The sequence below is a fragment of the Methylolobus aquaticus genome, assembly GCF_054172105.1.
Map to the genome: position 1 here is coordinate 294312 of NZ_JBSYXP010000006.1, position 24887 is coordinate 319198.

General features: G+C 63.2%; 30 protein-coding genes. 12 read left to right on the forward strand and 18 right to left on the reverse strand.

The annotated features are described in order from the left end of the window. Nucleotides 1–7: 7 nt before the first annotated feature. The 3 genes from nuoC to ndhC are packed head-to-tail and all read right to left on the reverse strand — an operon-like array spanning nt 8 to nt 2874. On the reverse strand, nt 8–1798 hold the full coding sequence (gene nuoC / locus ACW73L_RS10475; RefSeq protein ID WP_498921851.1) for an NADH-quinone oxidoreductase subunit C/D: 1791 nt from the start codon (nt 1796–1798) through the stop codon (nt 8–10). A gap of 12 nt (nt 1799–1810) precedes the next feature. Further along, nucleotides 1811–2449 carry a NuoB/complex I 20 kDa subunit family protein gene (locus tag ACW73L_RS10480; protein ID WP_498921852.1) on the reverse strand — a complete coding sequence of 213 codons (639 nt, stop codon included), beginning with the start codon at nt 2447–2449 and terminating at the stop codon, nt 1811–1813. A gap of 11 nt (nt 2450–2460) precedes the next feature. Next, nucleotides 2461–2874 carry an NADH-quinone oxidoreductase subunit A gene (gene ndhC / locus ACW73L_RS10485; protein WP_498921853.1) on the reverse strand — a complete coding sequence of 138 codons (414 nt, stop codon included), beginning with the start codon at nt 2872–2874 and terminating at the stop codon, nt 2461–2463. 374 nt (nt 2875–3248) lie between these two features. On the opposite strand from ndhC, the gene ACW73L_RS10490 reads away from it, so the two are divergent. Genes ACW73L_RS10490 through ACW73L_RS10510 form a run of 5 tightly spaced genes read left to right on the forward strand, consistent with a single transcriptional unit; the run spans nt 3249 to nt 5859 of the window. Then, nucleotides 3249–3719, forward strand: coding sequence for a hypothetical protein (locus ACW73L_RS10490; RefSeq protein ID WP_498921854.1), 471 nt, complete (start codon nt 3249–3251; stop codon nt 3717–3719). Nucleotides 3720–3732: 13 nt separating this feature from the next. Further along, the gene (locus tag ACW73L_RS10495; protein ID WP_498921855.1) at nt 3733–4509 is read left to right on the forward strand and encodes a Nif3-like dinuclear metal center hexameric protein; all 777 of its coding nucleotides are present in this window, start codon (nt 3733–3735) and stop codon (nt 4507–4509) included. Between the two features lie 14 nt (nt 4510–4523). Further along, nucleotides 4524–4886: a GIY-YIG nuclease family protein gene (locus tag ACW73L_RS10500; RefSeq protein ID WP_498921856.1), complete on the forward strand. Its 363-nt coding sequence runs from the start codon at nt 4524–4526 to the stop codon at nt 4884–4886. A gap of 54 nt (nt 4887–4940) precedes the next feature. Further along, complete coding sequence (locus ACW73L_RS10505) at nt 4941–5489, forward strand: GNAT family N-acetyltransferase (protein ID WP_498921857.1); 549 nt, start codon at nt 4941–4943, stop codon at nt 5487–5489. A 1-nt stretch (nt 5490) separates the two neighbouring features. Then, on the forward strand, nt 5491–5859 hold the full coding sequence (locus ACW73L_RS10510) for a hypothetical protein (RefSeq protein WP_498921858.1): 369 nt from the start codon (nt 5491–5493) through the stop codon (nt 5857–5859). A gap of 44 nt (nt 5860–5903) precedes the next feature. Here ACW73L_RS10510 and ACW73L_RS10515 read toward each other — a convergent pair whose 3' ends face one another. The 4 genes from ACW73L_RS10515 to ACW73L_RS10530 form a co-directional block, all read right to left on the reverse strand. Continuing rightward, complete coding sequence (locus ACW73L_RS10515; RefSeq protein ID WP_498921859.1) at nt 5904–6848, reverse strand: TraB/GumN family protein; 945 nt, start codon at nt 6846–6848, stop codon at nt 5904–5906. A 71-nt stretch (nt 6849–6919) separates the two neighbouring features. Beyond that, entirely contained in the window at nt 6920–8278 is a 1359-nt protein-coding gene (locus ACW73L_RS10520; RefSeq protein WP_498921860.1) for an MBL fold metallo-hydrolase RNA specificity domain-containing protein, read from the reverse strand. Between the two features lie 58 nt (nt 8279–8336). Continuing rightward, nucleotides 8337–8726, reverse strand: coding sequence for a hypothetical protein (locus tag ACW73L_RS10525; protein WP_498921861.1), 390 nt, complete (start codon nt 8724–8726; stop codon nt 8337–8339). A gap of 90 nt (nt 8727–8816) precedes the next feature. Beyond that, a complete protein-coding gene (locus ACW73L_RS10530; RefSeq protein ID WP_498921862.1) occupies nt 8817–9713 on the reverse strand; it encodes an ATP adenylyltransferase family protein in 897 nt (298 codons plus the stop codon). 130 nt (nt 9714–9843) lie between these two features. Here ACW73L_RS10530 and ACW73L_RS10535 point away from each other — a divergent pair, with 130 nt between their 5' ends. Further along, nucleotides 9844–10428 carry a 3'-5' exonuclease family protein gene (locus ACW73L_RS10535; RefSeq protein ID WP_498921863.1) on the forward strand — a complete coding sequence of 195 codons (585 nt, stop codon included), beginning with the start codon at nt 9844–9846 and terminating at the stop codon, nt 10426–10428. 53 nt (nt 10429–10481) lie between these two features. Here ACW73L_RS10535 and ACW73L_RS10540 read toward each other — a convergent pair whose 3' ends face one another. Next, nucleotides 10482–11567 carry a phosphotransferase enzyme family protein gene (locus ACW73L_RS10540; protein WP_498921864.1) on the reverse strand — a complete coding sequence of 362 codons (1086 nt, stop codon included), beginning with the start codon at nt 11565–11567 and terminating at the stop codon, nt 10482–10484. A gap of 3 nt (nt 11568–11570) precedes the next feature. Next, nucleotides 11571–12176, reverse strand: coding sequence for a DNA endonuclease SmrA (smrA, locus tag ACW73L_RS10545; protein WP_498921865.1), 606 nt, complete (start codon nt 12174–12176; stop codon nt 11571–11573). A gap of 145 nt (nt 12177–12321) precedes the next feature. Between smrA and ACW73L_RS10550 the strand changes: the two genes are divergently transcribed. Together ACW73L_RS10550 and ACW73L_RS10555 are read left to right on the forward strand one after the other, a co-directional pair. Next, nucleotides 12322–13176: a M90 family metallopeptidase gene (locus ACW73L_RS10550; RefSeq protein ID WP_498921866.1), complete on the forward strand. Its 855-nt coding sequence runs from the start codon at nt 12322–12324 to the stop codon at nt 13174–13176. A gap of 161 nt (nt 13177–13337) precedes the next feature. After that, nucleotides 13338–13802, forward strand: a complete 465-nt coding sequence (locus tag ACW73L_RS10555; RefSeq protein ID WP_498921867.1) for a DUF3429 domain-containing protein — start codon at nt 13338–13340, stop codon at nt 13800–13802. Nucleotides 13803–13843: 41 nt separating this feature from the next. On the opposite strand, the gene ACW73L_RS10560 is transcribed toward ACW73L_RS10555, so the two are convergent. Further along, on the reverse strand, nt 13844–14809 hold the full coding sequence (locus tag ACW73L_RS10560) for an AEC family transporter (RefSeq protein ID WP_498921868.1): 966 nt from the start codon (nt 14807–14809) through the stop codon (nt 13844–13846). A gap of 403 nt (nt 14810–15212) precedes the next feature. Here ACW73L_RS10560 and ACW73L_RS10565 point away from each other — a divergent pair, with 403 nt between their 5' ends. Continuing rightward, on the forward strand, nt 15213–15395 hold the full coding sequence (locus ACW73L_RS10565; protein ID WP_139556344.1) for a hypothetical protein: 183 nt from the start codon (nt 15213–15215) through the stop codon (nt 15393–15395). Nucleotides 15396–15416: 21 nt separating this feature from the next. Then, on the forward strand, nt 15417–15932 hold the full coding sequence (gene yjgA / locus ACW73L_RS10570; RefSeq protein WP_498921869.1) for a ribosome biogenesis factor YjgA: 516 nt from the start codon (nt 15417–15419) through the stop codon (nt 15930–15932). Between the two features lie 87 nt (nt 15933–16019). On the opposite strand, the gene ACW73L_RS10575 is transcribed toward yjgA, so the two are convergent. From ACW73L_RS10575 to lptM, 6 genes are all read right to left on the reverse strand, one after another. Then, nucleotides 16020–17081 carry a DUF2333 family protein gene (locus ACW73L_RS10575; RefSeq protein ID WP_139556342.1) on the reverse strand — a complete coding sequence of 354 codons (1062 nt, stop codon included), beginning with the start codon at nt 17079–17081 and terminating at the stop codon, nt 16020–16022. Nucleotides 17082–17152: 71 nt separating this feature from the next. Next, nucleotides 17153–18064 (reverse strand): tyrosine recombinase XerC, encoded by a 912-nt coding sequence (xerC, locus tag ACW73L_RS10580; protein WP_498921870.1) that lies wholly within the window; start codon nt 18062–18064, stop codon nt 17153–17155. Beyond that, nucleotides 18054–18770: a DUF484 family protein gene (locus ACW73L_RS10585; RefSeq protein ID WP_498921871.1), complete on the reverse strand. Its 717-nt coding sequence runs from the start codon at nt 18768–18770 to the stop codon at nt 18054–18056. The genes xerC and ACW73L_RS10585 overlap by 11 nt, the downstream gene beginning before the upstream one ends. After that, nucleotides 18767–19606, reverse strand: coding sequence for a diaminopimelate epimerase (gene dapF / locus ACW73L_RS10590; RefSeq protein WP_498921872.1), 840 nt, complete (start codon nt 19604–19606; stop codon nt 18767–18769). Before dapF ends, ACW73L_RS10585 begins: the two co-directional genes overlap by 4 nt. Next, nucleotides 19603–20850, reverse strand: coding sequence for a diaminopimelate decarboxylase (lysA, locus tag ACW73L_RS10595; RefSeq protein WP_498921873.1), 1248 nt, complete (start codon nt 20848–20850; stop codon nt 19603–19605). Before lysA ends, dapF begins: the two co-directional genes overlap by 4 nt. A 4-nt stretch (nt 20851–20854) precedes the next feature. Continuing rightward, nucleotides 20855–20977, reverse strand: a complete 123-nt coding sequence (gene lptM, locus ACW73L_RS10600) for an LPS translocon maturation chaperone LptM (RefSeq protein WP_139556337.1) — start codon at nt 20975–20977, stop codon at nt 20855–20857. Nucleotides 20978–21094: 117 nt separating this feature from the next. Between lptM and mutY the strand changes: the two genes are divergently transcribed. Together mutY and ACW73L_RS10610 are read left to right on the forward strand one after the other, a co-directional pair. Then, nucleotides 21095–22210 (forward strand): A/G-specific adenine glycosylase, encoded by a 1116-nt coding sequence (gene mutY, locus ACW73L_RS10605; protein ID WP_498921874.1) that lies wholly within the window; start codon nt 21095–21097, stop codon nt 22208–22210. After that, nucleotides 22207–22482: an oxidative damage protection protein gene (locus tag ACW73L_RS10610; protein ID WP_498921875.1), complete on the forward strand. Its 276-nt coding sequence runs from the start codon at nt 22207–22209 to the stop codon at nt 22480–22482. Before mutY ends, ACW73L_RS10610 begins: the two co-directional genes overlap by 4 nt. 124 nt (nt 22483–22606) lie before the next feature. Here ACW73L_RS10610 and ACW73L_RS10615 read toward each other — a convergent pair whose 3' ends face one another. Beyond that, nucleotides 22607–23929, reverse strand: coding sequence for a L,D-transpeptidase family protein (locus ACW73L_RS10615; RefSeq protein ID WP_498921876.1), 1323 nt, complete (start codon nt 23927–23929; stop codon nt 22607–22609). A 40-nt stretch (nt 23930–23969) separates the two neighbouring features. Then, nucleotides 23970–24884, reverse strand: coding sequence for a recombination-associated protein RdgC (gene rdgC / locus ACW73L_RS10620; protein ID WP_498921877.1), 915 nt, complete (start codon nt 24882–24884; stop codon nt 23970–23972). Nucleotides 24885–24887 lie beyond the last annotated feature (3 nt).

A 24887-nucleotide genomic window follows, 5' to 3' on the forward strand; every position in this document is an offset into this window, starting at 1 on the left:
TAGCTCCTCACCGGTCCACGTCGGCCATGACGAAATCGATGCTGGCCAGGATCGCGATCAGATCGGCGATCATCAGGCCCCGGGCCATTTCCGGGATCAACTGAAGATGCGCGAACGACGGCGTCCGTATACGCGTCCGGTACGACATCGTGCCACCATCGCTGGTCAGGTAGTAGCCGTTCAAGCCCTTGGTGGCCTCGACGCAGGCGAAGCCCTCGCCGGGCGGAATGACCGGCCCCCAGCTGACGCTCAGGAAATGCTGGATCAGGGTCTCGATGTCATGCATCGTCCGTTCCTTGGGCGGTGGCGTCGTGAGCGGATGCTGCGCCTTGTACGGACCTTCGGGCATGTGCGCGAGGCATTGCCGGATGATGCGAACACTCTGCCGCATCTCCTCGACTCGCACGGCGCAGCGGTCGTAGCAGTCCCCGTTGCGACCGGTCGGAACCTCGAACTCGAAATTCTCGTAGCCGGAGTAAGGCCGCGCCTTGCGAAAGTCCCAGGCCAGCCCGGTGGCCCGCAGCCCGGCGCCGGTCACGCCCCAGGCGATGGCCTGCTCGGTGTCGTAAACCCCTATCCCTTGCGTGCGCCGTTTCAGCAAACCGTTCTGCATGACCATGCCGTCGTATTCGTCCAGGCGCGGTGGCAGCCAATCGACGAACTCGCGCACACGCCGGTCCCACCCCTGTGGCAGATCCGCAGCAACACCGCCGATCCGGAAGAAGCTCGAATGCATCCGCGCACCGGTGATGGACTCGATGATGTCGAATACCTTCTCGCGATCGACGAAGGTGTAGAAGACGGGCGACATCTGGCCGACGTCCTGGGCAAAGGTTCCATAGAACAGCAGATGACTGGCGATCCGGTAGAACTCCGAAATCATGACCCGGATGACCTGAGCGCGCGGCGGCACCTCGATGCCGGTCATCCGCTCGATCGCCATCACGTAGGGCAGATTGTTCAGCGAGCCGCCCAGGTAATCGACCCGGTCCGTGTAGGGGATGTAGCTATGCCAGCTCTGGCGCTCCCCCATCTTCTCGGCGCCGCGGTGGTGATAGCCGATGTCCGGCACGGCGTCGACGATCTCCTCGCCATCCAGCTGCAACGCGATGCGGAACACGCCGTGCACGCTGGGATGATTTGGCCCGAGGTTCAGGAACAGGAAGTCGTTGTCCTCCCCGCTGCGCCGCATCCCCCACTCCTCGGGCACGAAGCGCAAGGCTTCCTGCTCGAAGGCCTGGCGCTCTGCCGGAAGACTGAACAAACCCATCTCGGTCGCGCGGGCCGGATGGTCCTTCCGGAGCGGATGCCCCTGCCAGGTCGGTGGCATGATGATCCGGCGCAGGTTCGGGTGCCCGGCGAACTCGATGCCGAACAGATCGTAAACCTCGCGTTCGTACCAGTTCGCAGACGCCCACAGACCGGTGATGCTCGGCGCGCTCGCAGTGCCTGCAGGCAGAGCGAGCTTAAGCCGGAACCAGTTATTGCTGTCAAACGACAACAGCTGATAGACCAGCGTGAAATCGCTGTCCGGGAGCCCGACCCGGTGACGGCGGAGGCGCTCGTCGACCGCCGTCAGATCGAAGAGCATCGCATAGCGGGGCGCGGCTTCGTCCTTCAGGTAGCGCAGCGCGCGCAGGACCTGGTCTGCAGCGACCCAGCAGGTCGGAATCCCGTCCTGGGTGGGCTGATGGCACAGCAAACCGGCTGGACCGAGGCGCCCGCGCAAGGCTGCCACGATGTCCGGCTCCGGCGGCTCGACAGCGGGGGGCGGACGTTGCAACGCGGCTTCGATCATCCTGGAAACCCGCTACACCTGCCCCGGATCCCGGAGGTGGTCAGCCTTCATGCGCTCAGCCGTTTTCAACTCCCGCTGGCTCGGCTTGGGTGCTGCCTGAAGGCCGCCCTCGCCGACCACGAAACCCATGGGGCGGCGCTCCCTGCCGATCGACTGCTGGAGCAAGATCAGCCCCTCGAGCAGCGCTTCCGGGCGCGGCGGACAACCCGGCACATAAACATCGACCGGCAGAAAGCTGTCGACCCCTTGCACGACGCTGTAGATGTCGTACATACCGCCGGAGTTCGCGCAGGACCCCATCGAGATGACCCAGCGCGGTTCCAGCAACTGCTCGTAGAGGCGCTGCACGACCGGCGCCATTTTCCGGAAAACGGTGCCGGAGATCACGATCAGATCGGCCTGACGAGGACTGCCTCGGATCACCTCCGACCCGAAACGGGCGATGTCGTGGCGGCTGGTGAAGGCAGTCGCCATCTCGACGTAACAGCACGACAGGCCGAAGTTGAACGGCCAGACGGAATGGGAGCGACCCCAGGCGATCAGGTCATCCAGCCGACTCAGCACGACGTTGCGGCTCATGGCAGCCTCGCTCGGTGCTCCGCCCGGCCGCGGAGCGGGATCGTCGCTGGCTCGGGTCAAGGTCCAGGGCATCGCGCTTACCCTCAGTCCGAGAACAATGAATCTTGCAGCTGCTGCCGGCGGGTTCGCCAGTCGAGCGCGCCCAGCTTCCACAGATAAACCAGTGCGGCCAGCAGCACACCGACGAACACCAGCATCTCCAGATACCCCGGCCAGCCGACCTCGCGCACCGCAACGGCCCAGGCAAAGATGAAGATGGCTTCCAGGTCGAATATCACGAAGAAGATCGCGATCGGCCAGAAATGCACGCCGAGGTGCAGGTGGGTATCGCCGACCGAGAGGATGCCGGATTCGAAGGGCTCGTCGCGCGCCTGACTGCGGCGGCGCTGGGCGACGAAGCGGGGAATGGCCAGCATCACGCCGACAACGCCGAGTATCAGCAGGAAGTAGATCGCCAGCGGCACGAGCGCCTCGACCTGCACCCGATCGACGTTCATGAAACCCCCTGGGCATTGCCCGCCGCCGACACCATGGTCCGCGCGCTCCCCGGCGCGCGATCCCGGAATGTTTGCCGACTGTACAGCTAATCCTCCGACTAGGGAAGGATTGCTAAGCCAAGCCGGCGGCATCGTAGACACATTGGAGGCGTGACACGAACACAAACGCGTACCGCCCGGAAGCCAGCCCGCTCCGCCACCCGTACCGGGCATCAGGGGCTATGCCATTGCGAAAAGTTCGGCGCTATGATGTGCGTTCGGACAGGTCGTGCGACGGTGCTGGATCCCGATGGACACCGTCCGGTCCGACTTGCCCGTGCGGAGCGGAACGACCGCCGCGACCGGAGGGAATCGAATACAGTGAGGATCGAATCATGACAACCAGAATGCATAATTTCGAGCAGGTCAAGGACGTACTCGCCTACGGTATCGATCTGCACGCACGGCTGCGCGAGACCTACGATCAACTCGGGCTTCAGTCCGAACAGACCCGGGTCAAGATGGTGCTCGATTACCTCAGCCGGCATGAGCGAAACCGTCAGCAGGCCATGGAGCGCTTCGAAGAAGGTACGCGGCGCAAGATACTCGATCAGTGGTTGCAATACGCGCCGAGTTCGAACATCGAAGGGCTGCTCGCCCATTCCAGTACGCGCAGCAACCTGACGGTGGACGACGTGATCACGATGGCGATGCGCTTCGACGACGCACTGATTGCCATCTACCGCGAAACCGCCAACGAGATCGACGATACCCATGCGCGCGAAGTCTTTCAGAACCTCGCCGAAATGGAGCATCGCGAAAAGCAGCGGTTCGTCCGCGACGCCGAATGGGTGCAGGACATCTGACGGCCGCCTGTTCGTGGGCCGGGCCACGACGACTCGCGCCGAACTCGACCGGTTTCTGACCGAACTGTTCGAGCCGGCCTTATTCGCCGACTACGGCCCCAATGGGCTGCAGATCGAAGGAGCGGATGAAATCGCGCGGGTCGCGTTCTCGGTGTCGGCTACGGCGCACTCGGCGGCCGTGGCGGTGCAACAGGACGCACAGGCGCTGATCGTCCATCACGGGCTTTTCTGGCAGTTCCACGGCGCACGCACCCTGACCGGACCGTTCGCACGACGGGTTTTCCCTCTGGTGCGCCACCGGATCAATCTGTTCGCCTACCATCTGCCGCTGGACGCGCATCCGGAGATCGGCAACGCCGCGCAACTGGGTCTGCGACTTGGCTTGACTGAATGCGATGCCTTCGGCAACCATCAGGGCCGGCCCACTGGTATCCGCGGCTGCTTGCCCGAGCCGCTATCCGCGACCGCGTTACGGATGCGTCTGCAGACGGCGCTGGATCATGCGGTGCTGCTGGCGTCCCCCGACGACCCGCGGCCGATCCGCTCGATCGGCATCATCACGGGCGGCGCCAACGGCGGCTGGAAAGAGGCGGTGGCCGCCGGTCTCGACGCCTACGTGACCGGCGAGATGAGCGAGCATGATTGGCATGAAGCAAGGGAAGCGGGCATCTACATGTTCGCGGGCGGGCACCACGCGACCGAGCAGTTCGGGATCCAGGCGCTCATGGCTCACGTGTCCGACGCCTTCGCTTTGGACTGTTTCTATATACCCAGCGACAACCCGGCCTAAGGACATCAGCAACCGTGCACCGAGCCTACCAATTGCATATCGTGGTTCCGGAACCTCTGAGCGTCCGCGTCGGGGCCCTCGGTCTATGCGACTTTCCTGCAGGCCGTTACGTGTACACCGGCAGCGCGCGGCGGAACCTCGCGGCGCGGATCGGACGCCATCTGACGGCCGAAAAGCCGGCACGCTGGCACATCGACTATCTGCTCGGCGCCCGGGGCGTCGCCATCGAAGCGGTCACCAGCTTCGCCCGGCCGGAATGCCTGCTCAATGGCGTCACCGGAGGGCATATTCTGGTACCCCGGTTCGGTGCGGGGGACTGCCGCTTCGGCTGTGGCAGTCATCTGAAGTATGTCGGCACGCTGGCGGGTTCCCGTTAGCCCGGTCGAGCATCGCCGCGGGCCTGCCTGATGCAGGTCGCATCAACATCCCCTATGCGCGACACCGCCACGACGAACGGCCTGCGACAGGAACCTCGATTGACACCGGTGCTGCCGCTGGATGCCGAGGCCGTATCCGCGATGGCCTGGGACATCTGGCATCGGCATTACTACCCGGACATTCTCTCCCTGGCAGCCATAAGGCACCTGTGGGATCGTGCCTATCGTCCCGAGCTGATCGCGGCCGACATCGACCGCGGCGCCTCCTACCGCTGGATCGAGCGGGAACAGACCCGCGTGGGCTTCGTCGCCTGGCGTTCGGATCCGGCCGAACCGCTCCTGTGGCTCAGCAAACTGTACGTCGTGCCGGAATGCCACGGGATGGGTTTCGGGGCCCATGCGTTGGCCTGTGCCGAGCGCGCCGCCCACGACCAGGCGCTGCCGGAGATCCGGCTTTATGTCTTCAAGAAGAACCTGCGAGCGATCCGCGCCTACCAACGGGCCGGATTCCGAATCTCTCAGGAGGAGATTTCCGACGCGGGCAGCGGCTTCGTCTACGACGACTACGTCATGAGCAAGACAGTGGCAAGCGGGGCCGCATAACATGTTTTCCCTTTGTCGCCTTCTGACCGACCGTCGCTCTCTGGCGGTCGCGGGCGGCGTCGCCTTTCTCGTGACGCCGCTGTGCGGCTGGCTTTTCAGCTGTGGTTGCGACTGGCCCTGGCATGGCCTCGCGGCCCATTGCAGTTACTTCGACCCGACCGCGCCCCATAACTGTCCCTGGTGTGAACACGGGCTACTGAGCACAGCAGCGATCCTGTTGGCAACGGCGGCCGGGATTGCCGTCGCCCACCGGACTATCTCAAGCGCAAAACGACGTAGCAGCAGTGCGGTCGCCGCGGTAGCGGGACTGGCCGTCGCGCTGGCAACGTTGCTGCTCGCCGGTACCCTGACCCTGACGGTCACCGGTTAGCGCTCGTGTCCTCGACCGCGCGCACGTAGCGAGCCGCGTCGGGCTCAGTAGACGGGCGTCACACGATAGCCGAGCGCCTCCAGCCGGCCCAGCAGGCCCTTCGGGCCCGGCAAGTGGAGCGCGCCTATGGCGATGAAGGCGCCGCCGCCCGCCAGTAAGGGTTCCATCCGGTCGACCATCCGGGCGTTGCGATCCCACAAGAGTTGCTGCAGAAGATGACGATACCGCGCTGACTCGCTGAGCCCGTAGCGGGTTGCCATCGCCGCGAGAGCACCCAGATCACGGTTCAGATAGAGTTGTTTGGTCTGTTCGATGTCAGCCTGCAGCGTGTCGTAGTAACAGACCGCATCGCGGACCAGCGCCACCTGCTCCTCCCGTGGCAGACCGGCGATGACGTCAGCCTGTTCAGCCACCGTTTCGAGGCCCTCGACGGTCTTGCCCTGACCCTCGGCCCGCGTGGCCAGCACCAAATCCAGCGGCAATCCCCCCGTCGCGGGCGGGGTGCTCAAGGTCAGATACAAGGCCCAGGGTTTCAACATCGCACCGATCGCGTCCGGAATCCCGTAGCGGGGCAACAAGGCCATCGCGCGGCCGAACAACGGGCTGCCCAGTTCGCTTCGCAGGGCGTCGCCGTCCGCATTTAGCATGCTGCGGGACCAATTCGCCATCTCCTCAACATCCAGCTTCGCCTCCATGACGAAGCGCCGACTACGATCCAACGCGTCGGCTACTGGCTCTGGAATCCTCACGAGCGCGGGGTCGCCAAGGTGTATCGTGCCGAACAGGTAACTCGGCGCTGCCGTACCCCTGGTGATCCTCCACAGCAACCCGCGCGCATGGGATGACGGGGTGGGTTCGGACGGGGATACCGCAAGATTCAACGGCGGACAGGACAGGTCCGCGTCGCCGGGTGCCGCCGCGACCGCCACCAAGCAGGTCAGCCACAAGAAGAAGATCGGCGCCCATTGCGCCCACGTCGGTCTTCGCACGCACATCCTCCAACACACTCCTGTCGTGGGGGCGGCCAGGCGGAGCAGCGCGCTGCCGGCCGCGGACACCCTCAGTTCAGCTCCACCACTTCGCGGTACTCCGGCACGCGAACCCGCCAGCCGAGGCGCTCCGCGATCCGCAGCCGCAGCGCATCCGCGGCTTCAGGCTCCCCGTGGGTGATGAAGATCTCCGTGGGCGGAGTCGCGAACCCTTGCAGCCAGTCGAGCGTCTCCTGATAGTCGGCGTGAGACGAAAGATTGTCGACCACGCCGATCTCTGCACGAACCGGCACGTAATCGCCGTGGATCTTGATTTCGTCGGTACCGCCGAGCAGCCGGGCACCGCGCGTACCGCCAGCCTGATAGCCCGTGAACAGGATGGTATTGCGTGCATCGGGCGCAAAGGCCTTCAAGTGGTGCAGCACCCGCCCGCCCGTCGCCATGCCACTCGCGGAAATCAGGATCATCGGCGCACGCGACGCGCTGAGCGCCTTCGATTCGTCAGCCGTGTTCACGTAGCTGACATCGCGGCACATGGCCTCGCTTTCGTCACTGCCCAAACGATGCTCACCGGCGAAACGACGGAAGATCTGGGTCGCGTCGATGGCCATCGGGCTATCCAGGTAGACCGGCAAGTCAGGGATTGCGCCTTGCAACTTCAGCTGCCGGATGCAGTACAGCACCGTCTGCGCTCGTCCGACAGCAAATGCCGGGATCAGCACGACGCCGCCGCGGGCCGCAGTGCGGCTCACGACATCGCGCAGGACCCCTAAAGGGTCGACGGCCGGATGGCGCCGATTGCCATAGGTCGACTCCAGCACCAGATAATCCGCGCGCGGGGGCTTGACCGGTGGCCGCATCGTCAGGTCGTGCGGGCGTCCCAGATCGCCTGAAAATGCCAGGCGCAAAGAACCGTGGTCGAGCGTGACGAAAGCGGAGCCCAGCAGATGGCCGGATGGCGCCAGCTCGACCAACAGGTCTTTTCCGATCGCAAAAGGAGTATCGAAATCGCAGACCTGCAACCGCTTCAGCGCCGCGGCCGCATCGTCCTGCGTATACAACGGCAGCGCGGGCCGGTGCCGCGAGTAACCGCGACGATTCGCAAACTCCGCCTCCTCCTCCTGCAGATGGGCACAGTCCGGAAGGAGGACCTCACATAAGGCCCGGGTTGCCGGCGTGCAATAGACTGGTCCCCGAAATCCGTCGCGCACCAGCAGCGGCAGATAGCCCGTGTGATCGATGTGCGCATGGGTCAGGACAACCGCCCCGATGCTGCCCGGATCGACCGGAAAGCGCTCCCAATTGCGTAAACGGAGCTGCTTGTAACCCTGGAACAAGCCGCAGTCCACGAGGATCCGCTGGTTGTCCGTCGTCACAAGATACTTCGACCCCGTCACGGTCCCGGTGGCGCCATAGAATGCCAGCTTCATGCGAAACCTCCCGGCAAGCCTGCCCCTCTATCGCCTGTTCGGACCTTGGTCCGTGAACTCAGGGCTCGTCGCCGACCGGCGAGCCGTCGGTATCGGATTCATCGGGGCTCTTGCCTCCACGCCGCAATGCCGCGCGAGGCCGGCGGTGGGCCCGCATCTCCAGCCAGTTGTCCCTGAGCATCTGCAGATGCTGCTCCATCAGGCGGGCCTTTTCCTGCGGGTCCTTAGCGTCCCGGATCCGGTGCATCAAATCGTGCATGGCAATCATGTCCTGCTGGCGCTTCCTTAACATCTCTTCGGCTCGATCCGATACATCGGCCTCGGCTCCCGAGCTCCCTCGGGACGTGGCACCCTTGGCGCTCGTGGCCGAGCGCTCGGCATAGGTCTGAGGGCTGGCACCGGCGAGTACCAGACACCCGGCTGCGGTAAGGAGGAGCTTTCTGTTCATTGTCGTCGTAAACCTTGGCGTAAGTTTCAGGCGGTCGCGCCCATCGGGCACCGGAACGCGCAATGCGGGTGCGCAGTGTACGCGAAAGATTCATCGCGGCAGGGCGACTTCGGTCAGCACCGCCAGCGGTCCGGACTCGAGTATCTGCTCGAGTTCCTCGTGGCGCTTGACGAACAACGAGCCTACAAATGCCAGCGCATTGACCGAGACCGTGCCATAACGCTCCTCGGAGCGCGGGACGATCATCATCCAGTGCCGGGTCAACAGCAAGTTATACGAGCCCGACGCGCGCACGGCCCGATCCAGATCGATCGGTGCCAGACCGACTGCATCGAGCAGCAAGCCGTACTCCGCCTGCGTGCGTTCGGCCAGCGTCTGCGGCGTATCCCCGACCTCATGGTGTATCCACATCACGGCATGGCGGAACGGCAGTTCCGGAATGTGGGCGATGTCGGAGCCCGATCCGGCGGCGAACAGCGGCGCGAACGGGTACGGGTCCGGCGCGTCGCTCATGGGCAGCGGAACCAATTGCAGGTGGCGGTGCGGCTGGCTTGCGCCCGAGGCTCTGCCGCTGTTGAAAAACGCGATGCCGTCGACCTCTGACAGGCAGGTCCAGACCGCCTCGAAATCCGCAAAGGTCAGCATGTTTTCCTGCGGTTCGAAGTGCCGCGTGACGATCAGCAGATGATGATCGACGACGCTGAATTTGTTCAGCAGACAGAGGTGACTCGCGCTGACATCGCAGACGAAGAGGTCCGGATCGTAGGGAAGGAAGGGGTTGGCGCCCTCTCCGGCGCCCGAGCCGTCGCCGCTCGCCAGCGCCTTTGCGGCCAGATTGCGCGCGCTCCTCAACATGAACGGGATACCGCGGTCGCGGGTCATAACCCGCTCGGTGTCGATGGGCTGCAAAGCCCCGTTAACCCGGGCCCGAGCCGCCCGCCGCATGACCAGTTGCCAGAATCGACCTTTCGGAAAGGGCGCATTCATTAGCCTCGCCTCCGAGCCGCTGCGGTGAAGTCTCCTGCAGGGTAGCACGCCGGACGCAGATTCCCTAGGCCAGCGAAGCCCGCTGCGTCCGCCGCATGCTGCCCTGTGCGATCAGGTACAATCCAGGCCCATGAACAAGCCCCGCCCCCCCGAAATCTTTCTGAGCGTCGACATCGAAGCCGATGGTCCCATTCCCGGACCCCACTCGATGCTGAGTCTGGGCGCCGTCGCGTATACGGCCGAAGGCGAAAACATCGGCGACTTTTTCGTCAACCTGGAGACTTTGCCAGATGCCCAGCCGCACCCCGCGATGACCGAGTGGTGGCTGCAATTCCCGGAAGCCTGGGAAGCCTGCCGCCAAAGCCCGCAGTCCCCGGCGGCTGCTATGACCCGCTTCGCCGACTGGATCGAGACGCTGCCCGGCCTGCCGATTTTCGTCGCCTGGCCGGCGACCTGGGATTTCATGTGGGTGTACTGGTATCTGATCCGCTTCACCGGCCGGCGTCCATTCTCCGAGCACGGCATCGACATTCGCTCTTACGCCATGGGCATGCGACGCAAGCCGTTCGGCAAGAGCGGCAAGAACTATCTGCCGAAGCGCTGGTTGTCAGGCGGATCGCATACGCACGTTGCACTTGACGATGCGAAGGAACAGGGTGAATTGTTCATGAACATGTTCAAGGAGAACTCGGCGAAGGCGCTGGGAAATTCCTAGCGACCGCTGGCATCAGGCACTGCACTGACCATGACCGGTATCGCTCCGCCCTCTCACCCGCTCCCGCACACCGACCGAATCGTTTTCTGCTGACGCTCGATACTGTCCACTAGCTGGAACTGGATTTGCGCGCGCCGGAGGTTCTGGCCCGGCTCCGTCACATGAAAATAGCGGTCGCCCGCCAAATGATCGGTCAAGAACCGCAGACCGAGTTCGAACGGCAGTAACCGAATGGCATCGAACAGGTAGGCGATGTCGGACCCTGTCAGGAAGTGCTCCGCTTCGGCAAAATAGCCAGCCAACACCTCGCGGCATAGTTCGACGTCGAACTCCACCGACTCCGCTCCGCCTTCCCCTGCGCGATTGCAGCACGACCGGAGGCAGTCGCCGAGATCGTAGTGGATCAGGCCCGGCTTCACGGTATCGAGATCGATCATCGCAACCGCGACTCCCGTGGACTCGTCGAAAAGAATGTTGTTGAGTTTAGGGTCGCCGTGAATCACACGATCAGTCAGCGCGCCCGCAGCTTTCGCGTCCTCAAGAACGCCAGCGAATTCGCGGCGCGCCCGGACGAACTCCAGTGCAGCCCGCAGCGAGGGGGGCCTTTCTCCACCGAAATCCGCATGGACGCGATCGAATGTGGCCAGATAGCCCGGCGTGACATGAAAACCCGGCAGTGTATCGTGCAGGCGGTCCGGATCGAGATCGGCGAGCAGCGCGTGGAAGTGGCCCAGGGCTCGCCCGATCTCGACTGCCTGAACCTCGTCCCCGATGGCGTCGAACGACTGCGTTCCGTCAATGAAATCGAGCGCTCGCCAGACTTCACCTTCGTCGTCGATAAGGAAATCAACGCCGTCGAGCGTCGGTATCATGCCCGGCAGCTGCAAGGCCAACCTGCCTGGCGCCCTCGCGCTGGCCAGATGATCATGCAACGTCCTCAGGTTGCGTTGCACCTGCGCAGGCTCGGGAAAAACGCGGCGGTTGATCCGCTGCAGGATGACCCGCGCCGGCGGATCCGTTTCGACCAGCAGCGTGGTGTTGATCAGACCCGAGCCGAACGGACGAACGCTCAGCACGCACCCGGGCAGTGCGAATCGGCCGGCGATCGTCCGCCAGCGCTCGTCAGCCGAAGCAGCCACCGGTCAGAGCTCCGGCTTCGCGTCGATCAGGCCCAGGCGGCGCCGCGTGCGCTGCTTCTGGCGCTCGCTCTTTTTCAGCAGTACATAGACAGCGCCTGTGCCACCATGAAACCCCTGCGCGCTGTGAAAGGCCATGACCTCGGGAAACTGGGGCAGCCACTTCGCCACATAGCTCTTGAGCAATGCGGCCGGTTGATCGGGATGCCGCCCGCCTTTGCCGTGGCTGATCAGCGCGCTGCGCACGTCACGGGCCATGCAGTCCCGGATGAACTGAAAAACTTCGCACCGCGCTTGCTCAACCGTCAGCTGATGCAGGTCCAGCACGGCATCGATCGGGTAAGCACCCTGCCTGAGTTTGCGGAACACACCATGTTGCATGCCTGGGCGCATGAAACTCAGTTCGGCTTGTGGATGAACGAGTTCCACAAAGGCTGTCGTCAGGAAGTTGTCGTTCTGGGTCTGCGCCCGCTGAGCGGCATCGCGCCGATACTGCTGGCCGGGGGTTCGATCAAAGTGCGGCTTCTGCACGACGCGCTCGACCGCCTTTAGCGGTTGGACATCGGCCATTTCGCGAGAGAAAAATTCGAGGTCGTCGTCTTTGATGCGCATGACGTCAACGGAAAAAAGGAACGGGAGCGGCTTGACCGCATGCGGCTTGCGGCCCGAGCTTATCAAAAAATGCGCACGGAAATCGGAGAAAAAATTCGATCCGCAGAGCCATCCGGCGGTTGCGCGTCCTGACTGATGACCGGGTTTGCGCAAGGCGGCGTTGCTCGCGCCCCGGTCAGAGTATCGCGCTGTCCTTAACTTTCCAGACATCATTCTGATCTCGATGTTCCGACACTGGCATCGACTCCAGGAAAAGCGGCTACTGGAGCGTCATCCTATAGATGAGACACTCTGGCGCCATACCCTCCGGGATTTGCCCCTGCTGCGCGACCTGTCTGCCGCGGAGGACGAACGTCTAAGGCGCCTCACCACACTCTTCCTCGCGCGGAAGCGGTTCGAGCCGGTACTTGGCTTGCAACTGGATCAACCGATGCGGCTCCTGATCGCCGTGCAGGCGTGCCTACCGATTCTCAACCTCGACGGCGAATGGTACGCAGACTGGCGAACCGTGATCGTTTATCCCGGCGAATTCATCCGGCCACGGAGCGAGGTCGACGCTGCGGGCGTCATGCACGAGTGGTCGGAGGTGCTGAGCGGAGAATCCTGGGATCGTGGACCGCTGGTTCTGTCCTGGGCCGATGTCGAAGCCTCGGGGCACGGCGAGGGCTACAATGTGGTCATTCACGAAATGGCGCACAAGCTCGATGCCCTGAACGGGGAAACCGACGGATTCCCGCCACTCCATCCCGACATGCGAGTGTCGGACTGGAGCCATGTCTTTCGCACTGCGTTCGAGAAGCTCGTGAGCGCTGTCGAGCGCGATGAACCTCAGCCGCTGGACCCTTACGCGGCAGAATCTCCTGCCGAATTTTTCGCCGTCATGAGCGAGGCATTCTTCGAGACCCCCGGTCTGGTCAAGGCCTTCTACCCGCTGGTCTATGGCCTTCTGGTCGAGTTCTATCGTCAGGATCCGGCGACACGACTCGCCTCGCGCACTTGACCTGATCGGCACGCCGCGACCCACAAGATCGTGGTCCATACGCCGGCCAGGGCGGTGTTTCGGAACCACCACCCCCACCGGTATGGTCAAACAGTCGCTAGAATCGGCCCAGCGGCCTATGATTCATCCGTGAATACGCAGTTCCCATTCGGTCCATAGAAATGAACACCCGCCCGATCAACCCAACTCCGCCCGTTCCGTTCTGGCTGGGGACAGCAGCGATGCTGCCATTCGTCGTGCTGACGAGCGGACTCTACGCACTGCCGTCGGAGTACCGCAACAATCTGGTGTTCTGGCTGTCGAGTTACGGTGCCGTCGTCCTCAGCTTCGTCGGGGCGATACACTGGGGGCTGGCCCTGGTACATCCGAAGATGCTGTATGGCGATCGAATGACCTCAATGGGCTGGAGCGTCGTCCCGGCGGCTGCGGCTTGGTCATCCTTTCTGGTGCCCGCCGAGTCGGGCTTGCTGTTGATGGCCGGCTCGTTTGCAGCGCAATACGGGGCAGACCAACAGTTCGAGTCCCGCTTCAGTGTGCCCGAATGGTACCCGCCGCTGCGCACCAGTTTGACGACTGTCGCCGCGCTCTGCCTCATCCTGGCCGTCGCCCGCTTACGCCTGTCCTGAATCCGTAGCCCAAGTAGGGCCATCCCAGGGACCGAGCGTGGCTAACGTAGGATGCCGGGCCAGAGCAATCCGCTCAGATAACTGACGATGGGCATCGCGATCACCATGGCAAGGGTTGTCAGCGTGACGACCTGAAACGACTGACCGACGAATACCCCATATTGCTGCGCGATCGGCGGGATACTTTTCGCCGCGGGCAGCGATGCCATGATGACAAAGGACACCGCATAGCCGGGGGCCAGATCGAAGGCAATGGCCAACATCATGCCGAGGGCTGACGAGAACACGATCCGGAAGAAAGACAACACCAGGATCTGCGACAGATCGGTCCGCATCAGGGTCAGGTCGATCCCCATGCCCACGGCGAAGAGCGCCGTCGCGAAAGTCGCGTCGCCGACCTTTTCGAAGGTTTCGTGCAGCCAGCCGGGAATCGGGACAGCGAGCAGCGAAAGCAGAAGTCCGGCGATGGCGGACAGGACCAGCGGGTTCTTCAACACATCGACGAACGTCCGCCCCAGGGTCGGAAACAGCTTCGAGGAAGTGCTGCGCCTGCTCATCTGGATCAGCAGAACCGTGATAGGGACCACCGTGACCAGACTGATCACGGTATTGGCGATTACGGGGACGATGGTATAGGTCGGCCCGATGAGGTCGAGCATGATCGGGAGGCCAACGATCCCGGCCGAAACGAAGGAACCGGTCAGCGCCGCCATGGCCGCTTCCGGCATCGGGCGATGAAGCACGAAGAGATAAACGGACAACACCACCCCATACATGATGACCACAAACGCCAGCGTCGCGGCGGTGAAGGCGGGCTGAAACAACACCGCGAGCGGCTGACCGACAAGGTGATCGAGGATGATCGCCGGGAACGTGGCGTAGAGGAGATACTTCAATAGGGCGTCGCCATGCTCCGGCCGGAAGATGCCGAGGCGAATGAACGTAAAGCCCAGTGCGACCGGGATGATGACCGGCATCATCAGCGCGAGAATATGCAGAAACAGCATGACCGACCCCAAGCAATAGTGGTTAGCGACGCATCACGCCGGGGACGCCCCCGGATGCCCAAGTTGCACGCCCTCGCCTTGCACGAATGCGCGGCACACACCCTCAGTCCATGACGTCAGCACAATTTAACAGCTTGACCGAGCGGCCATACCGGCAGGTCCGGGCGGGCGGCGGCAAGACTCGGCCTGCCGGTTCGTCGGCCTGACGAAATGTCTACGGAGCAAACGGCCGTACGCGCCGACGCCGCGCTCGACGGGGATTGCCTGCGACACCAGCCGCGGTCGTGCCGGTCGGACCAGCCGGTGCAGCAGCAGCCACACCAGAGTCTCCGGCAACCTTGGGCTTTACCTGCTCGCCGGTTTCGCGTAGCGTCTCCCACACCTTGACGGCGAGAGATGACAGATGCCTTCCACGCTGGAATCGATATTGCTGAGCGCTCTGGTCGTCCTGGTGCTGATCTGGTGGACACCGGGGATCCGCTCGGCCCTGGCACTCAGCCGCCATGCGCCGAGCCACTGGCCAAGCGTCCTCTGGCCGCTGAGCTTCGTCGTGTTGTTCGTGATCGGCCTGATCCTCCTGACCTGAAAAGCCAAGCCCGAACGTGCGATGGACTCATTCGAAGAAAACGGAACCGAACGCCCCAGCAAGAGCAGCCTCAAACGGGAAGCTCAGTCATTGCAGGACCTGGGCAGCGACCTGCTCGCCCTGTCGCCGGACCAACTGACACGGATGGAACTGCCTGGGGAACTGTACGACGCTCTCCGTCAGGGACAGTCTCTGAAACAGGACGGATCGCTGAAACGGCAGCGAAAATACATCGGCAAACTGCTGCGGCAGGTCGACGCCGAGCCGATCCGGGAAAAGCTGAGGACACTGACGCAGGTGAGCGCGGCGACAATGCGGTCGTTGCACCGCATCGAAGCCTGGCGCGACCGTCTGCTGACCGATGGCGACAGCGCCATCGCATCCCTTCTGTCAGAATGCCCGGAAGCAGACCGGCCGAAACTCCGAAGCCTGGTGGAAACTGCGCGCACCGAGCGGCTGCGGGCGCAGCCGCCGCGCGCTGCGCGGCTGCTGTTCAAATATCTGCGGGAACTGTTCGCGGAAGCGCGGTCGGAATAGGGACCGCGCGGAATCTGGTTTCTCTGGCGCGGAGCCCACCCCTGTTGCGTGCCCCGCGAGATAACCTGAGAAGGCCGAGAAGGACGCTTACCCCTGTTGGAGTAGATTGCGTAGATCGATCGTGGCCGCGTTGGCACGGGCGATATAATTCGCCAGCGTCAGTGAATAGTTGGCGAAGATGCCAAACCCCCCGCCGTTCAGGATAATCGGACTCAGATAAGGCGCCTGGCCGGCCTCGAGTTCGCGAATAATCGCCTGCAGCGAAACCAGCGCGGTCTTGTTCCCCAGGATTTCACGGAAATCGAATTCGACGGCCTTTAGGACGTGCATCGCTGCCCAGCTATATCCCCGCGCCTCGAAAAAGATATCGTCGATGTTCCACCAAGGGGTCTTCGGCATCGTCTGGCGACGGTCAGCCGGATTGGTGTTCTGGGGCACCAGGTCGGCCGCGACCAGACCGGTATCACCGGCACTGGCGCTCAGGCGGTTCGACAAGCTGCCGAGACGTTTCTCCAGGATTTCGAGGTATTGACGCAAGTTGTCGGCGCGCGAGAAGAAGCTGGCGTCGCGGGTCGACAGCCGGGCGCGGTAACGCCGCATGGCCTCGATTCCCTTCTGGTATTCAGACTCGGATGACGGCAGCTGCCACGACGTGTGATCGAAATAGAAGAACGGCTCGGCCTGTGCGAGGTCGGGATCTTCTTTGGACTGCGACTGAGCGCGCGCGATGTGGTTACGCAGGGCCGAGGTCGAGTCGCGCAGCGCGGTCAACGCACCGTATTCCCAACTCGGCATATTGTCCTCGAACACGCCCGGGGGGAACATGTCGTTGACCAGAAAGCCGCCGGGTTTGGTCAGCAGCGTTTCCGCGACCTGGATGACCGTCGTCGCGTAGGTATAGCCGAGAGGCAACTGCTTGGCATCTTTGACCTTACCCTCTTTGGCGGCCGTTGCGACGACGTCGAAACGGTCCGGCTCCTCGCCCCAGTACTCGGCGATGGCGAGAAACACGACGATGAAGATGATCGACAGCATGGCGATCGTCCACGAGACGCCTTTCTCCTTCATCGTTTCCGGGTGAAAGGCCCGAAAGAGTCCGGAATTGGACGCCTTCGACTTACCCGGGGGTTTCTGAGGCGAGAATGCCATCATCAGTTCCTGTATCTTAGGGGTGGGCGCGATTATAGCTCATAATCCGTTGGCGACGAGGTCGGCCGCGGTCAGCGCTTCTTGTCACGGACCTTGTGAGCGCGTGGATGGGCCTGATCGTAAACGGCGGCCAGACGCTGGAAGTCAAGGTGAGTGTAAATCTGGGTCGTACTCAGATTGGCATGGCCCAGCATTTCCTGCACAGCCCGCAGGTCCCCGCCGGACTCCAGCACGTGACTGGCGAAGGAATGCCGCAGCATGTGCGGATGTACCGGCTGATCGCCGCCCTTGAGGGCCTGCCAGCGCTTGAGCCGGACCTGCACGGTACGCGCCGCGATCCGGCTGCCTCTTTGGCTGACGAACAATGCGTCCGTTCCGGTCACGGCAAAGCCGGGGCGCACGTCGAGCCAGCGGCCGAGGGCTTCGTTGGCATAGCGCCCCAGCGGCACGTAGCGCGACTTGCGACCCTTCCCCTCGCGCACCAAAACCCAGCCTTGTTCCCGGTCCACGTCCCTGACGTCCAGCTTGACTAGCTCGCCGAGCCGCAGGCCCGAAGAGTAGAACAGTTCCCACATCGCGAGATCACGTTCCTCCAGCCCATCGTCGGCCTCGGCGGCAAGCAGCCCACCGACCTGATCGACATCGAGCAAGCACGGCAGACTCCGGGCAAGCTTCGGGGCGCGGACCGCTCGCGCGGGATTGTGCGTGAGCTCACCGCGGCGGGTCAGAAAATCGAAAAAGCTGCGGATTGCGGCGAGCTTACGATGCAGGCTGCGAGTCGCCATGCCCGCTCGATGCCGGTCGGCAATGAAGGCCTTGACGTGTCCTGGCCGGATTTCGGTGAGGCCGGTGATCCCCAGGTCAGCGCAGAACGCCCGGAACTGCGCCAGATCGCGGCGGTAGGCGGCCGCAGTGTGCTCCGAGCCACGCTGTCCGCAACGTTCGAGAAACTCGGCGACGCCGGCGAATGACTCAGCCGTCATGCTCTCGGCCGATGGCACGCAGGAGATCAGCCAGCCGCGCCGCCACGATCTCACCGATCTGGGCGAGAAAGAAATTCCCCATCGTGGTCTGGAAGCGCTGTGCGCTACGGCTCCCGATGGCGAGAAACCCCTTGACGCCGGCGTGCCGCAACGGAATCAGCGCATATGACAGGACCTCATCGCCATCCGAATCGAAAAGGCAGCGAATCTTGTCGGCGCTCGGCACGCCGCAGACTGGCACCCCGGCATCGAGAATCGGGCGGATTGCGCTCAACTCCGCACGGTCCTGCGAGGTGTACAGATCCGAAAGCGCCATCGCAGGCTGCGGGTCGAATACCCGCAGCGTCACGAAATCCGCCTGAAAGGCCTCGTGCAGGATCCAGCGCAGAGAGGCGAGCGCATCGTCGACGCTGGTCGCTTCGAGCAGGGCGAGCGTCAACTCGTGTATCCGGCGGAACACGGCGTCGTTGTCGCGAGCGTTCTGCACGATCTCGCTCAGCTTAACCTGAAGCTTCCGGTTCTTGTCCCGCAGCACGTCGATCTGCTTCGCGACCAGAGACACGGCGTCGCCACAGGGATGCGGGACGTTCATCACTTCCAGCAGGTCCTGATGCTGGTGGAAAAAGTCAGGGTGGGCGCTCAGGTAGGCGGCCACATCGATGGACCGCAGGCCCTGTTCGGACTGTTGGGCTGGCTTTGAACTCATAAATCGATACTGCCTTCGAATACTGTGACGGCTGGCCCGATCAGGAAGGCCGGGTGTCCTCTACCGCTCCACTGAACCTGCAGCCTCCCTCCGGGCAGATCGAGGTGCACCGTATCGTCGAACAACCCCTGCTCGATCCCGACGATGACGGCGGCGCAGGCACCGCTGCCGCAGGCCAGCGTCTCACCCGATCCCCGCTCGAAGACCCGCAGACGTCCCTGCTGCCGGTCAACCGGGGCGAGGAATCCGACATTGACGCGCTCGGGAAAGGCCGGATCGGACTCGATGCGCCTGCCAAGCGTGGCTACGGGCGCCAGATCGACATCATCCACAACGATCACCGCGTGCGGGTTTCCCAGCGAAACTGCCCCGAATCCGATCTCCGTCCCGTCGATCGTCAGCCTGTAAAGCGGGGCTTCCGCGACGGCACGATAAGGAATCTCTTCGGGGGCATGACGCGGCACGCCCATGTTGACCTTCACGTCCCCGTTCGGTTGGAGGTGCAGGACCATGCGACCGGCACGAGTATCGACGATGACATCGTCGGCGTCGCACAGTCCCTGCTCCCGGACGAAACGCGCAAAACAGCGCGCACCGTTGCCGCACTGGGCAACTTCGCCGCCATCGGCATTGAAGATACGGTAGGAAAAGTGTGCCCCGGGCTTCGTCGCGGGTTCGACCAGAAGGACCTGGTCGCAACCGATACCAAAATGACGATCCGCGATCGCACGCACGCGCCCGGCATCCAGTTCCAGCCTCCGGCGGACACCGTCGAACACGACAAAATCGTTGCCGAGCCCATGCATCTTGACGAAAGGAACGCGAGTCGGTCTCATTCGATCCGGCATTCTCCAGCAAACAGCTGCGGCACGTCCTCGCGCTGACGTACCAGATGGACCTTGGCGCCGTCGACCATCACCTCGGCCGCACGGGGACGAGAATTGTAATTCGAGCTCATGCTGAAGCCATAGGCACCGGCGGAACGGGCAGCGAGCAGATCGCCGACTTCGAGCCCGAGCGACCGCTCCTTGCCCAGGAAATCGCCTGTTTCGCAGACCGGACCGACGATGTCGTAGGTCCGCTCGGGCCCGGCGCCGCCCTGCTTGACCGGCACGATCTCCTGCCAGGCTTGGTACAGCGCCGGCCGGATCAAGTCGTTCATCGCCGCATCGACGATCGCGAAGTGCTTGGCCTGCGTGGACTTCAGATACTCGACGCGCATCAGCAGGATCCCGGCGTTGCCGGCGATCGCCCGCCCCGGCTCGATCAAAACTTCGTAGTCACGCGAGCGCAGCCGATCCATGACCGCGGCCGCGTAGTCAGCTGGCTCCGGCGGGATCTCATCCTGATAGCGAATACCGAGACCGCCGCCGAGATCCAGATGGCGGATCCGGATACCCGCATCGCTCAGTCGGTCCGCGAGCCTGAGTATTCGATCCAGTGCATCGAGAAAGGGCTCGACGCTGGTCAACTGCGAGCCGATATGGCAATCGATGCCGACGATGTCGAGGTTCGGCAGGCGCGCAGCCCGCAGGTATTGCACCAGCGCCGCGTCGATATCGAGCCCAAACTTATTCTCGCGGAGACCGGTCGAAATATAGGGATGGGTGCCGGCATCCACGTCGGGATTGACCCGTATCGACACGGGCGCGACCACGCCCATCTCTCCCGCCAGGCGGCTCAGACGGTCCAGTTCTTCCGCAACCTCGACATTGAAGCAACGGATACCGACATCGAGGGCCCTGCGCATCTCGTCTTCGCGCTTGCCGACTCCAGAAAACACAACCTTTTCCGGAGAGCCACCCGCCGCAAGGACACGTTCCAATTCCCCAACCGAAACGATGTCGAAGCCGGAGCCAAGTCGGGCCAGTACATCGAGCACGCCCAGGTTCGAGTTGGCCTTGACGGCGTAGCAGACCAGATGCGGCCAGCCTTCGAATACGCGATCGAAGGCATGAAAATGGCGTTCCAACGTCGCCCGACAGTAAACGTAAACGGGCGTGCCGAAACGCTTGGCGATCTCGGGCAAAGGCACGGCCTCGGCATGCAGGATGCCGTCGCGGTAGTTAAAATGATCCATGAGGTCAGCGCTGCTGCTCGGGGTCTTCGCCTGGGCGCGGGAGATAAAGTGGGCCCTTCTGGCCACAGGCCGACAGGACTAGGACGGCGAGTACCGTCAGGGAACTGAGCTTGAAAATCCGGAGCATGTCAGAAAACGTTTCCCATCCGTGCAGTCTCTTAATTCTAAATGAATCCCGCTGCGGACGCTTCCCTTTGCGTTGGGCGGATCTGTCGCTCGTCGATAAGGGCACTGGGGGGCGAGTTTGAGGGGCCCACGGATCAATCCGGAAGCTCCGGTTCCGACGCCCACACACGAGTCGGTCGAACAATTCAGGCACTCCGTTCTCGCCTGGTTTGATATCCACGGTCGTAAGAACCTGCCCTGGCAAAATCCACGCGACCCCTATCGAGTCTGGATCTCCGAGATCATGCTGCAACAGACTCAGGTCGCGACCGTTGTGCCCTACTTCGAGCGCTTCACGGCAAATTTTCCGGACATTCCTGCGCTGGCATCCGCTCCCGCGGAGCGCGTGCTCGCCCTATGGTCGGGTCTCGGCTACTATGCCCGCGCACGCAACCTGCATCGCTGCGCGGAGATCGTCGCCGAACGCTACGCAGGAGCCCTGCCGGTTACGCTCGATGAGTTGGCTGACCTGCCCGGTATCGGACGCTCCACGGCCGGCGCCATTCTCAGCCTGGGTTTCGGCATGCGGGCGACCATCCTCGACGGCAATGTCAAACGCGTGTTGTGCCGCTACTGGGGCATCGAAGGTTGGCCCGGCACCGCCTCAGTCGCTGCGACCTTGTGGGCGACCGCCGACCGGCTTACACCACCCGACCGCTCTGATGCTTATAATCAGGCCATGATGGATCTCGGGGCGCTGGTCTGTACCCGCGGCCGCCCGGCTTGCGATCACTGCCCCCTGTCCCCCGGGTGTCGCGCCCGTTCCGAGCAGCGGGTCGGTTCGCTGCCGAGCCCGCGACCGCGTCGCACGGTGCCGGTGCGGCGCTACACGATGCTGATCCTCGAAGACGGAGCGGGCAACATCTTCCTGGAACGCCGGCCACCCACCGGGGTCTGGGGCGGCCTCTGGTGCTTTCCGATGTTTGACGACACCACGCAGATCGCCCCGTGGCTGCTCAAGAACAGCCTTCGGGCCGAGCACTTGGCCGACTTGCCGGCACGGCGGCATACGCTGACCCACTTCCATCTGGACTTCGTCGCGGTCCGAATGCAAACCACACGCCCCCCGGATCGAGTGTCGGAAGCGCATTCGTGCTGGACGTCCCCGGACCACGCTTCGGACCTGGGCTTGCCGGCGCCTGTGCGTCGGTTACTGGATCAATTCAACAATTACCTTGGAGCAGCCAGAACATGAGCAGAATGGTCAAGTGCGCGAAATTGGGCATCGAAACGGAAGGACTGGAGCAACCACCGTTTCCCGGCGCAGCCGGGCAGCGGATCTTCGAAAATGTCTCGAAACAGGCCTGGCAGGATTGGCTGCGTCTGCAGACGATGCTCATCAATGAACATCGCTTGACACCCTTCGAAGCGCAGGCCAAATCGTTCCTCGCCCAGGAACGCGACAAGTACTTGTTCGGCAGTGGCGCCGCCATGCCGGAGGGTTACGTTCCGCCCAAAGAGCCTTAGCACGGGCGGCAGAACGACAAACGCTCCGGCGCATCAGGGGGTCGGTCGGGGCCGGCGGCCGACAATCCGCCGGCCGCTCCGCCCCGATTAACCCGACCGCTATACGGGAATAAGGGCTGCTGGATCAGATACCGGCGTCATCAGCCTCTTCGGAATCGTCCGGCTCCGGGGCCGTCGGCACGTAGGCGGGCTCCGGCGGGCTCGCCAGGGATTCCTCCGCGGGATACGGTTCACTCGATGATACGGGAGCAGACTCCACCGGCGCCGCATACGCGGGTGGGTTCGAACGGGGGGACGAGGCCTCGAGTGCCGACGGAGTGGCGCGTTCGGGCGCATCCGATACGGATGCGATTCCGGAGATCAGCACCGGCACGCCCGTCGGATGTTCCAGTTCCTTCTTCAGCGCCGCACTGTTGATCGATACCGGCCGACTTGAGGTCTTCTTGTCGATCAGCCCCATCGCCAGATCACGAAGTTCGCCGTAGCTCATCCGGTCCTCGTCCAGCGGTTGGTGCACCTCCATGTACAAATCGTCGCCGATCCAGCCGAGCTTCACGGGCTGATTCACCAGTCGCACCGGGGTTCCGACATTGACCAGAGGGAACAGCTTCGCGATGTCTTCCGGGTACATGCGAATGCAGCCGTGGGTCACGCGCATACCAATCCCGTAAGCCTTGTCGACGTCGGTACCGTGAATGAGGTAACCGGCAACGCCGAGTTTCATCGCGAACTGCCCGAGCGGGTTATTGGGACCGGGCGGTACGACGTCGGGCAGCATGTCACCGTCCTTGGCATGCTCCTTCTTGATTGATTCGGGCGGATGCCACGACGGGTCCTTGACCTTTTGGATGACCTGAGTCGCGCCCAGTGGCGTGCGCCAATCCATGCGTCCGATGCTGACCGGGTAGGTGATCACGTCGCGCGACGGCGCGCTGCTGACTGCAACCGCCTCGACCGGCTCGACCGTCGGCGCCGATTTCGCTACCGCGCGGCTGGATTCACCCTTGCGCGCGATGTGGGTCTGATACCTTCCGCCGCTGGCTGCGACAGGCTGCGCCTTGGGCGCAGCCGGCTTGGGCTTGGTGACGGCCGGCGCCGAACCGCCGGGATAGTAGTACAGGCGCATTTCCGGGATGTTCAACACGATCCCGCTGCGAGGGGCATCCGGCAGAATGAATTGCCGGGGAATCAATACTTTCGTGCCACCTTTGGGCAGCCAGCGATCCACCGTCGGGTTGGCCATGACGATTTCTTCCTGGCCCAGGCTGTTTTCCCGCGCAATGTCGATCAGCGTATCTTCATCACCGGCCGTTGCGTACTTGATACGGCCGATCAGATCGTCGCCGGCAGCCGGGAGCCGATAAACTTCGGCATTGCCAGCGATTGGCGCTAAGACATTGAAGGAAATAGCAATCCACTTCAAGATCTGGAATAGGGACTTGGTCATCGTGTTGTGGCACCAACCTTAATAGCCTGAAAAATCATCATTATACGCTCTGACGGCGTTCTCCGCCGAAAAGTTCGAGCAAACGCGGAAGAAACTCCGCCAATTCCAGGCTCATGATCGCGAAATCGGCATCGAAGCGCTGTACCGCATCATCGGTTTCGATCTCGCCGGCGCGTTCCTGAACGGTCTCGAGAAACCGCAGGCGGCGCACGACCAACCGGTCGTCCAGCGTGAAGCTCAACCGGTCTTGCCAACGCAGGGCCAGACGCATGGCCTGCTTTCCCGCGGCCAGATGCTGCTGGATTTCCGGCACCCCGAGGTCCTGACGCCGACAGCGCACGATGCCGCCGTCCTCATCGGCGGCGCGCAGCTCACATTCCTGCTCGATGGTGATGTCAGCCGGCGCCTCGCCATCCGCCAGCCAGCGCGTCATGACGAGCGGCGGCTGTTCCTGGGTGGCCGGGAAAGCGATCGGCAATTCACCGATCGTCGAGCGCAGCAGGCTGGTCAAGTCATCTGTCCGCCGACCGCTCGCGCTGTCCACGACGAGCCAGCCGCGCTCGGAATCGATATAAGCATGGGTACGACGGGAATGACTGAACGCGCGGGGCATCAGTTCCATGACCACATGGTCGCGCAGTTCCGATCGTTCCCGCTTGCCCGGCTTTCGCCCTTCCCGAACCTCGATCTCCGCGACCCGCTCCGCCACCTGCTCATTGACAACGGCCGAGGGCAGGATCTTCTCTTCCTGCTTCAATGTCACCATCATGAACGGAGCGATCACGTGTGCCAGCGATGCATCGGCCAGGCCGGTGGGCGGCACCCAGCCGGCGCTCATCTGATCCGTTCGGCCGCAAGGGCGAAAGCGCCGTTCTGCCAAACGCGCCTCGAGTTCCTCGGACGGCATGGTGAACGGGGTGGTAAAGCGAAACAAGGCTAAGTTCTTGAACCACATATC

Excerpts from the sequence above, each read along its gene's own strand:
- xerC (WP_498921870.1), bottom strand. The coding sequence starts at position 18,064 with ATGACGGCTGAGTCATTCGCCGGCGTCGCCGAGTTTCTCGAACGTTGC.
- lysA (WP_498921873.1), bottom strand. The coding sequence starts at position 20,850 with ATGGATCATTTTAACTACCGCGACGGCATCCTGCATGCCGAGGCCGTG.
- ACW73L_RS10565 (WP_139556344.1), top strand. The coding sequence starts at position 15,213 with ATGCCTTCCACGCTGGAATCGATATTGCTGAGCGCTCTGGTCGTCCTG.
- ACW73L_RS10520 (WP_498921860.1), bottom strand. The coding sequence starts at position 8,278 with ATGAAGCTGGCATTCTATGGCGCCACCGGGACCGTGACGGGGTCGAAG.
- smrA (WP_498921865.1), bottom strand. The coding sequence starts at position 12,176 with ATGCGCATCAAAGACGACGACCTCGAATTTTTCTCTCGCGAAATGGCC.
- lptM (WP_139556337.1), bottom strand. The coding sequence starts at position 20,977 with ATGCTCCGGATTTTCAAGCTCAGTTCCCTGACGGTACTCGCCGTCCTA.
- yjgA (WP_498921869.1), top strand. The coding sequence starts at position 15,417 with ATGGACTCATTCGAAGAAAACGGAACCGAACGCCCCAGCAAGAGCAGC.
- ACW73L_RS10615 (WP_498921876.1), bottom strand. The coding sequence starts at position 23,929 with ATGACCAAGTCCCTATTCCAGATCTTGAAGTGGATTGCTATTTCCTTC.
- ACW73L_RS10575 (WP_139556342.1), bottom strand. The coding sequence starts at position 17,081 with ATGGCATTCTCGCCTCAGAAACCCCCGGGTAAGTCGAAGGCGTCCAAT.
- ACW73L_RS10555 (WP_498921867.1), top strand. The coding sequence starts at position 13,338 with ATGAACACCCGCCCGATCAACCCAACTCCGCCCGTTCCGTTCTGGCTG.
- dapF (WP_498921872.1), bottom strand. The coding sequence starts at position 19,606 with ATGAGACCGACTCGCGTTCCTTTCGTCAAGATGCATGGGCTCGGCAAC.
- ACW73L_RS10505 (WP_498921857.1), top strand. The coding sequence starts at position 4,941 with ATGCGCGACACCGCCACGACGAACGGCCTGCGACAGGAACCTCGATTG.
- ndhC (WP_498921853.1), bottom strand. The coding sequence starts at position 2,874 with ATGAACGTCGATCGGGTGCAGGTCGAGGCGCTCGTGCCGCTGGCGATC.
- ACW73L_RS10530 (WP_498921862.1), bottom strand. The coding sequence starts at position 9,713 with ATGAATGCGCCCTTTCCGAAAGGTCGATTCTGGCAACTGGTCATGCGG.
- nuoC (WP_498921851.1), bottom strand. The coding sequence starts at position 1,798 with ATGATCGAAGCCGCGTTGCAACGTCCGCCCCCCGCTGTCGAGCCGCCG.
- ACW73L_RS10480 (WP_498921852.1), bottom strand. The coding sequence starts at position 2,449 with ATGCCCTGGACCTTGACCCGAGCCAGCGACGATCCCGCTCCGCGGCCG.
- ACW73L_RS10560 (WP_498921868.1), bottom strand. The coding sequence starts at position 14,809 with ATGCTGTTTCTGCATATTCTCGCGCTGATGATGCCGGTCATCATCCCG.
- ACW73L_RS10535 (WP_498921863.1), top strand. The coding sequence starts at position 9,844 with ATGAACAAGCCCCGCCCCCCCGAAATCTTTCTGAGCGTCGACATCGAA.
- ACW73L_RS10490 (WP_498921854.1), top strand. The coding sequence starts at position 3,249 with ATGACAACCAGAATGCATAATTTCGAGCAGGTCAAGGACGTACTCGCC.
- ACW73L_RS10525 (WP_498921861.1), bottom strand. The coding sequence starts at position 8,726 with ATGAACAGAAAGCTCCTCCTTACCGCAGCCGGGTGTCTGGTACTCGCC.
- ACW73L_RS10510 (WP_498921858.1), top strand. The coding sequence starts at position 5,491 with ATGTTTTCCCTTTGTCGCCTTCTGACCGACCGTCGCTCTCTGGCGGTC.
- ACW73L_RS10610 (WP_498921875.1), top strand. The coding sequence starts at position 22,207 with ATGAGCAGAATGGTCAAGTGCGCGAAATTGGGCATCGAAACGGAAGGA.
- rdgC (WP_498921877.1), bottom strand. The coding sequence starts at position 24,884 with ATGTGGTTCAAGAACTTAGCCTTGTTTCGCTTTACCACCCCGTTCACC.
- ACW73L_RS10585 (WP_498921871.1), bottom strand. The coding sequence starts at position 18,770 with ATGAGTTCAAAGCCAGCCCAACAGTCCGAACAGGGCCTGCGGTCCATC.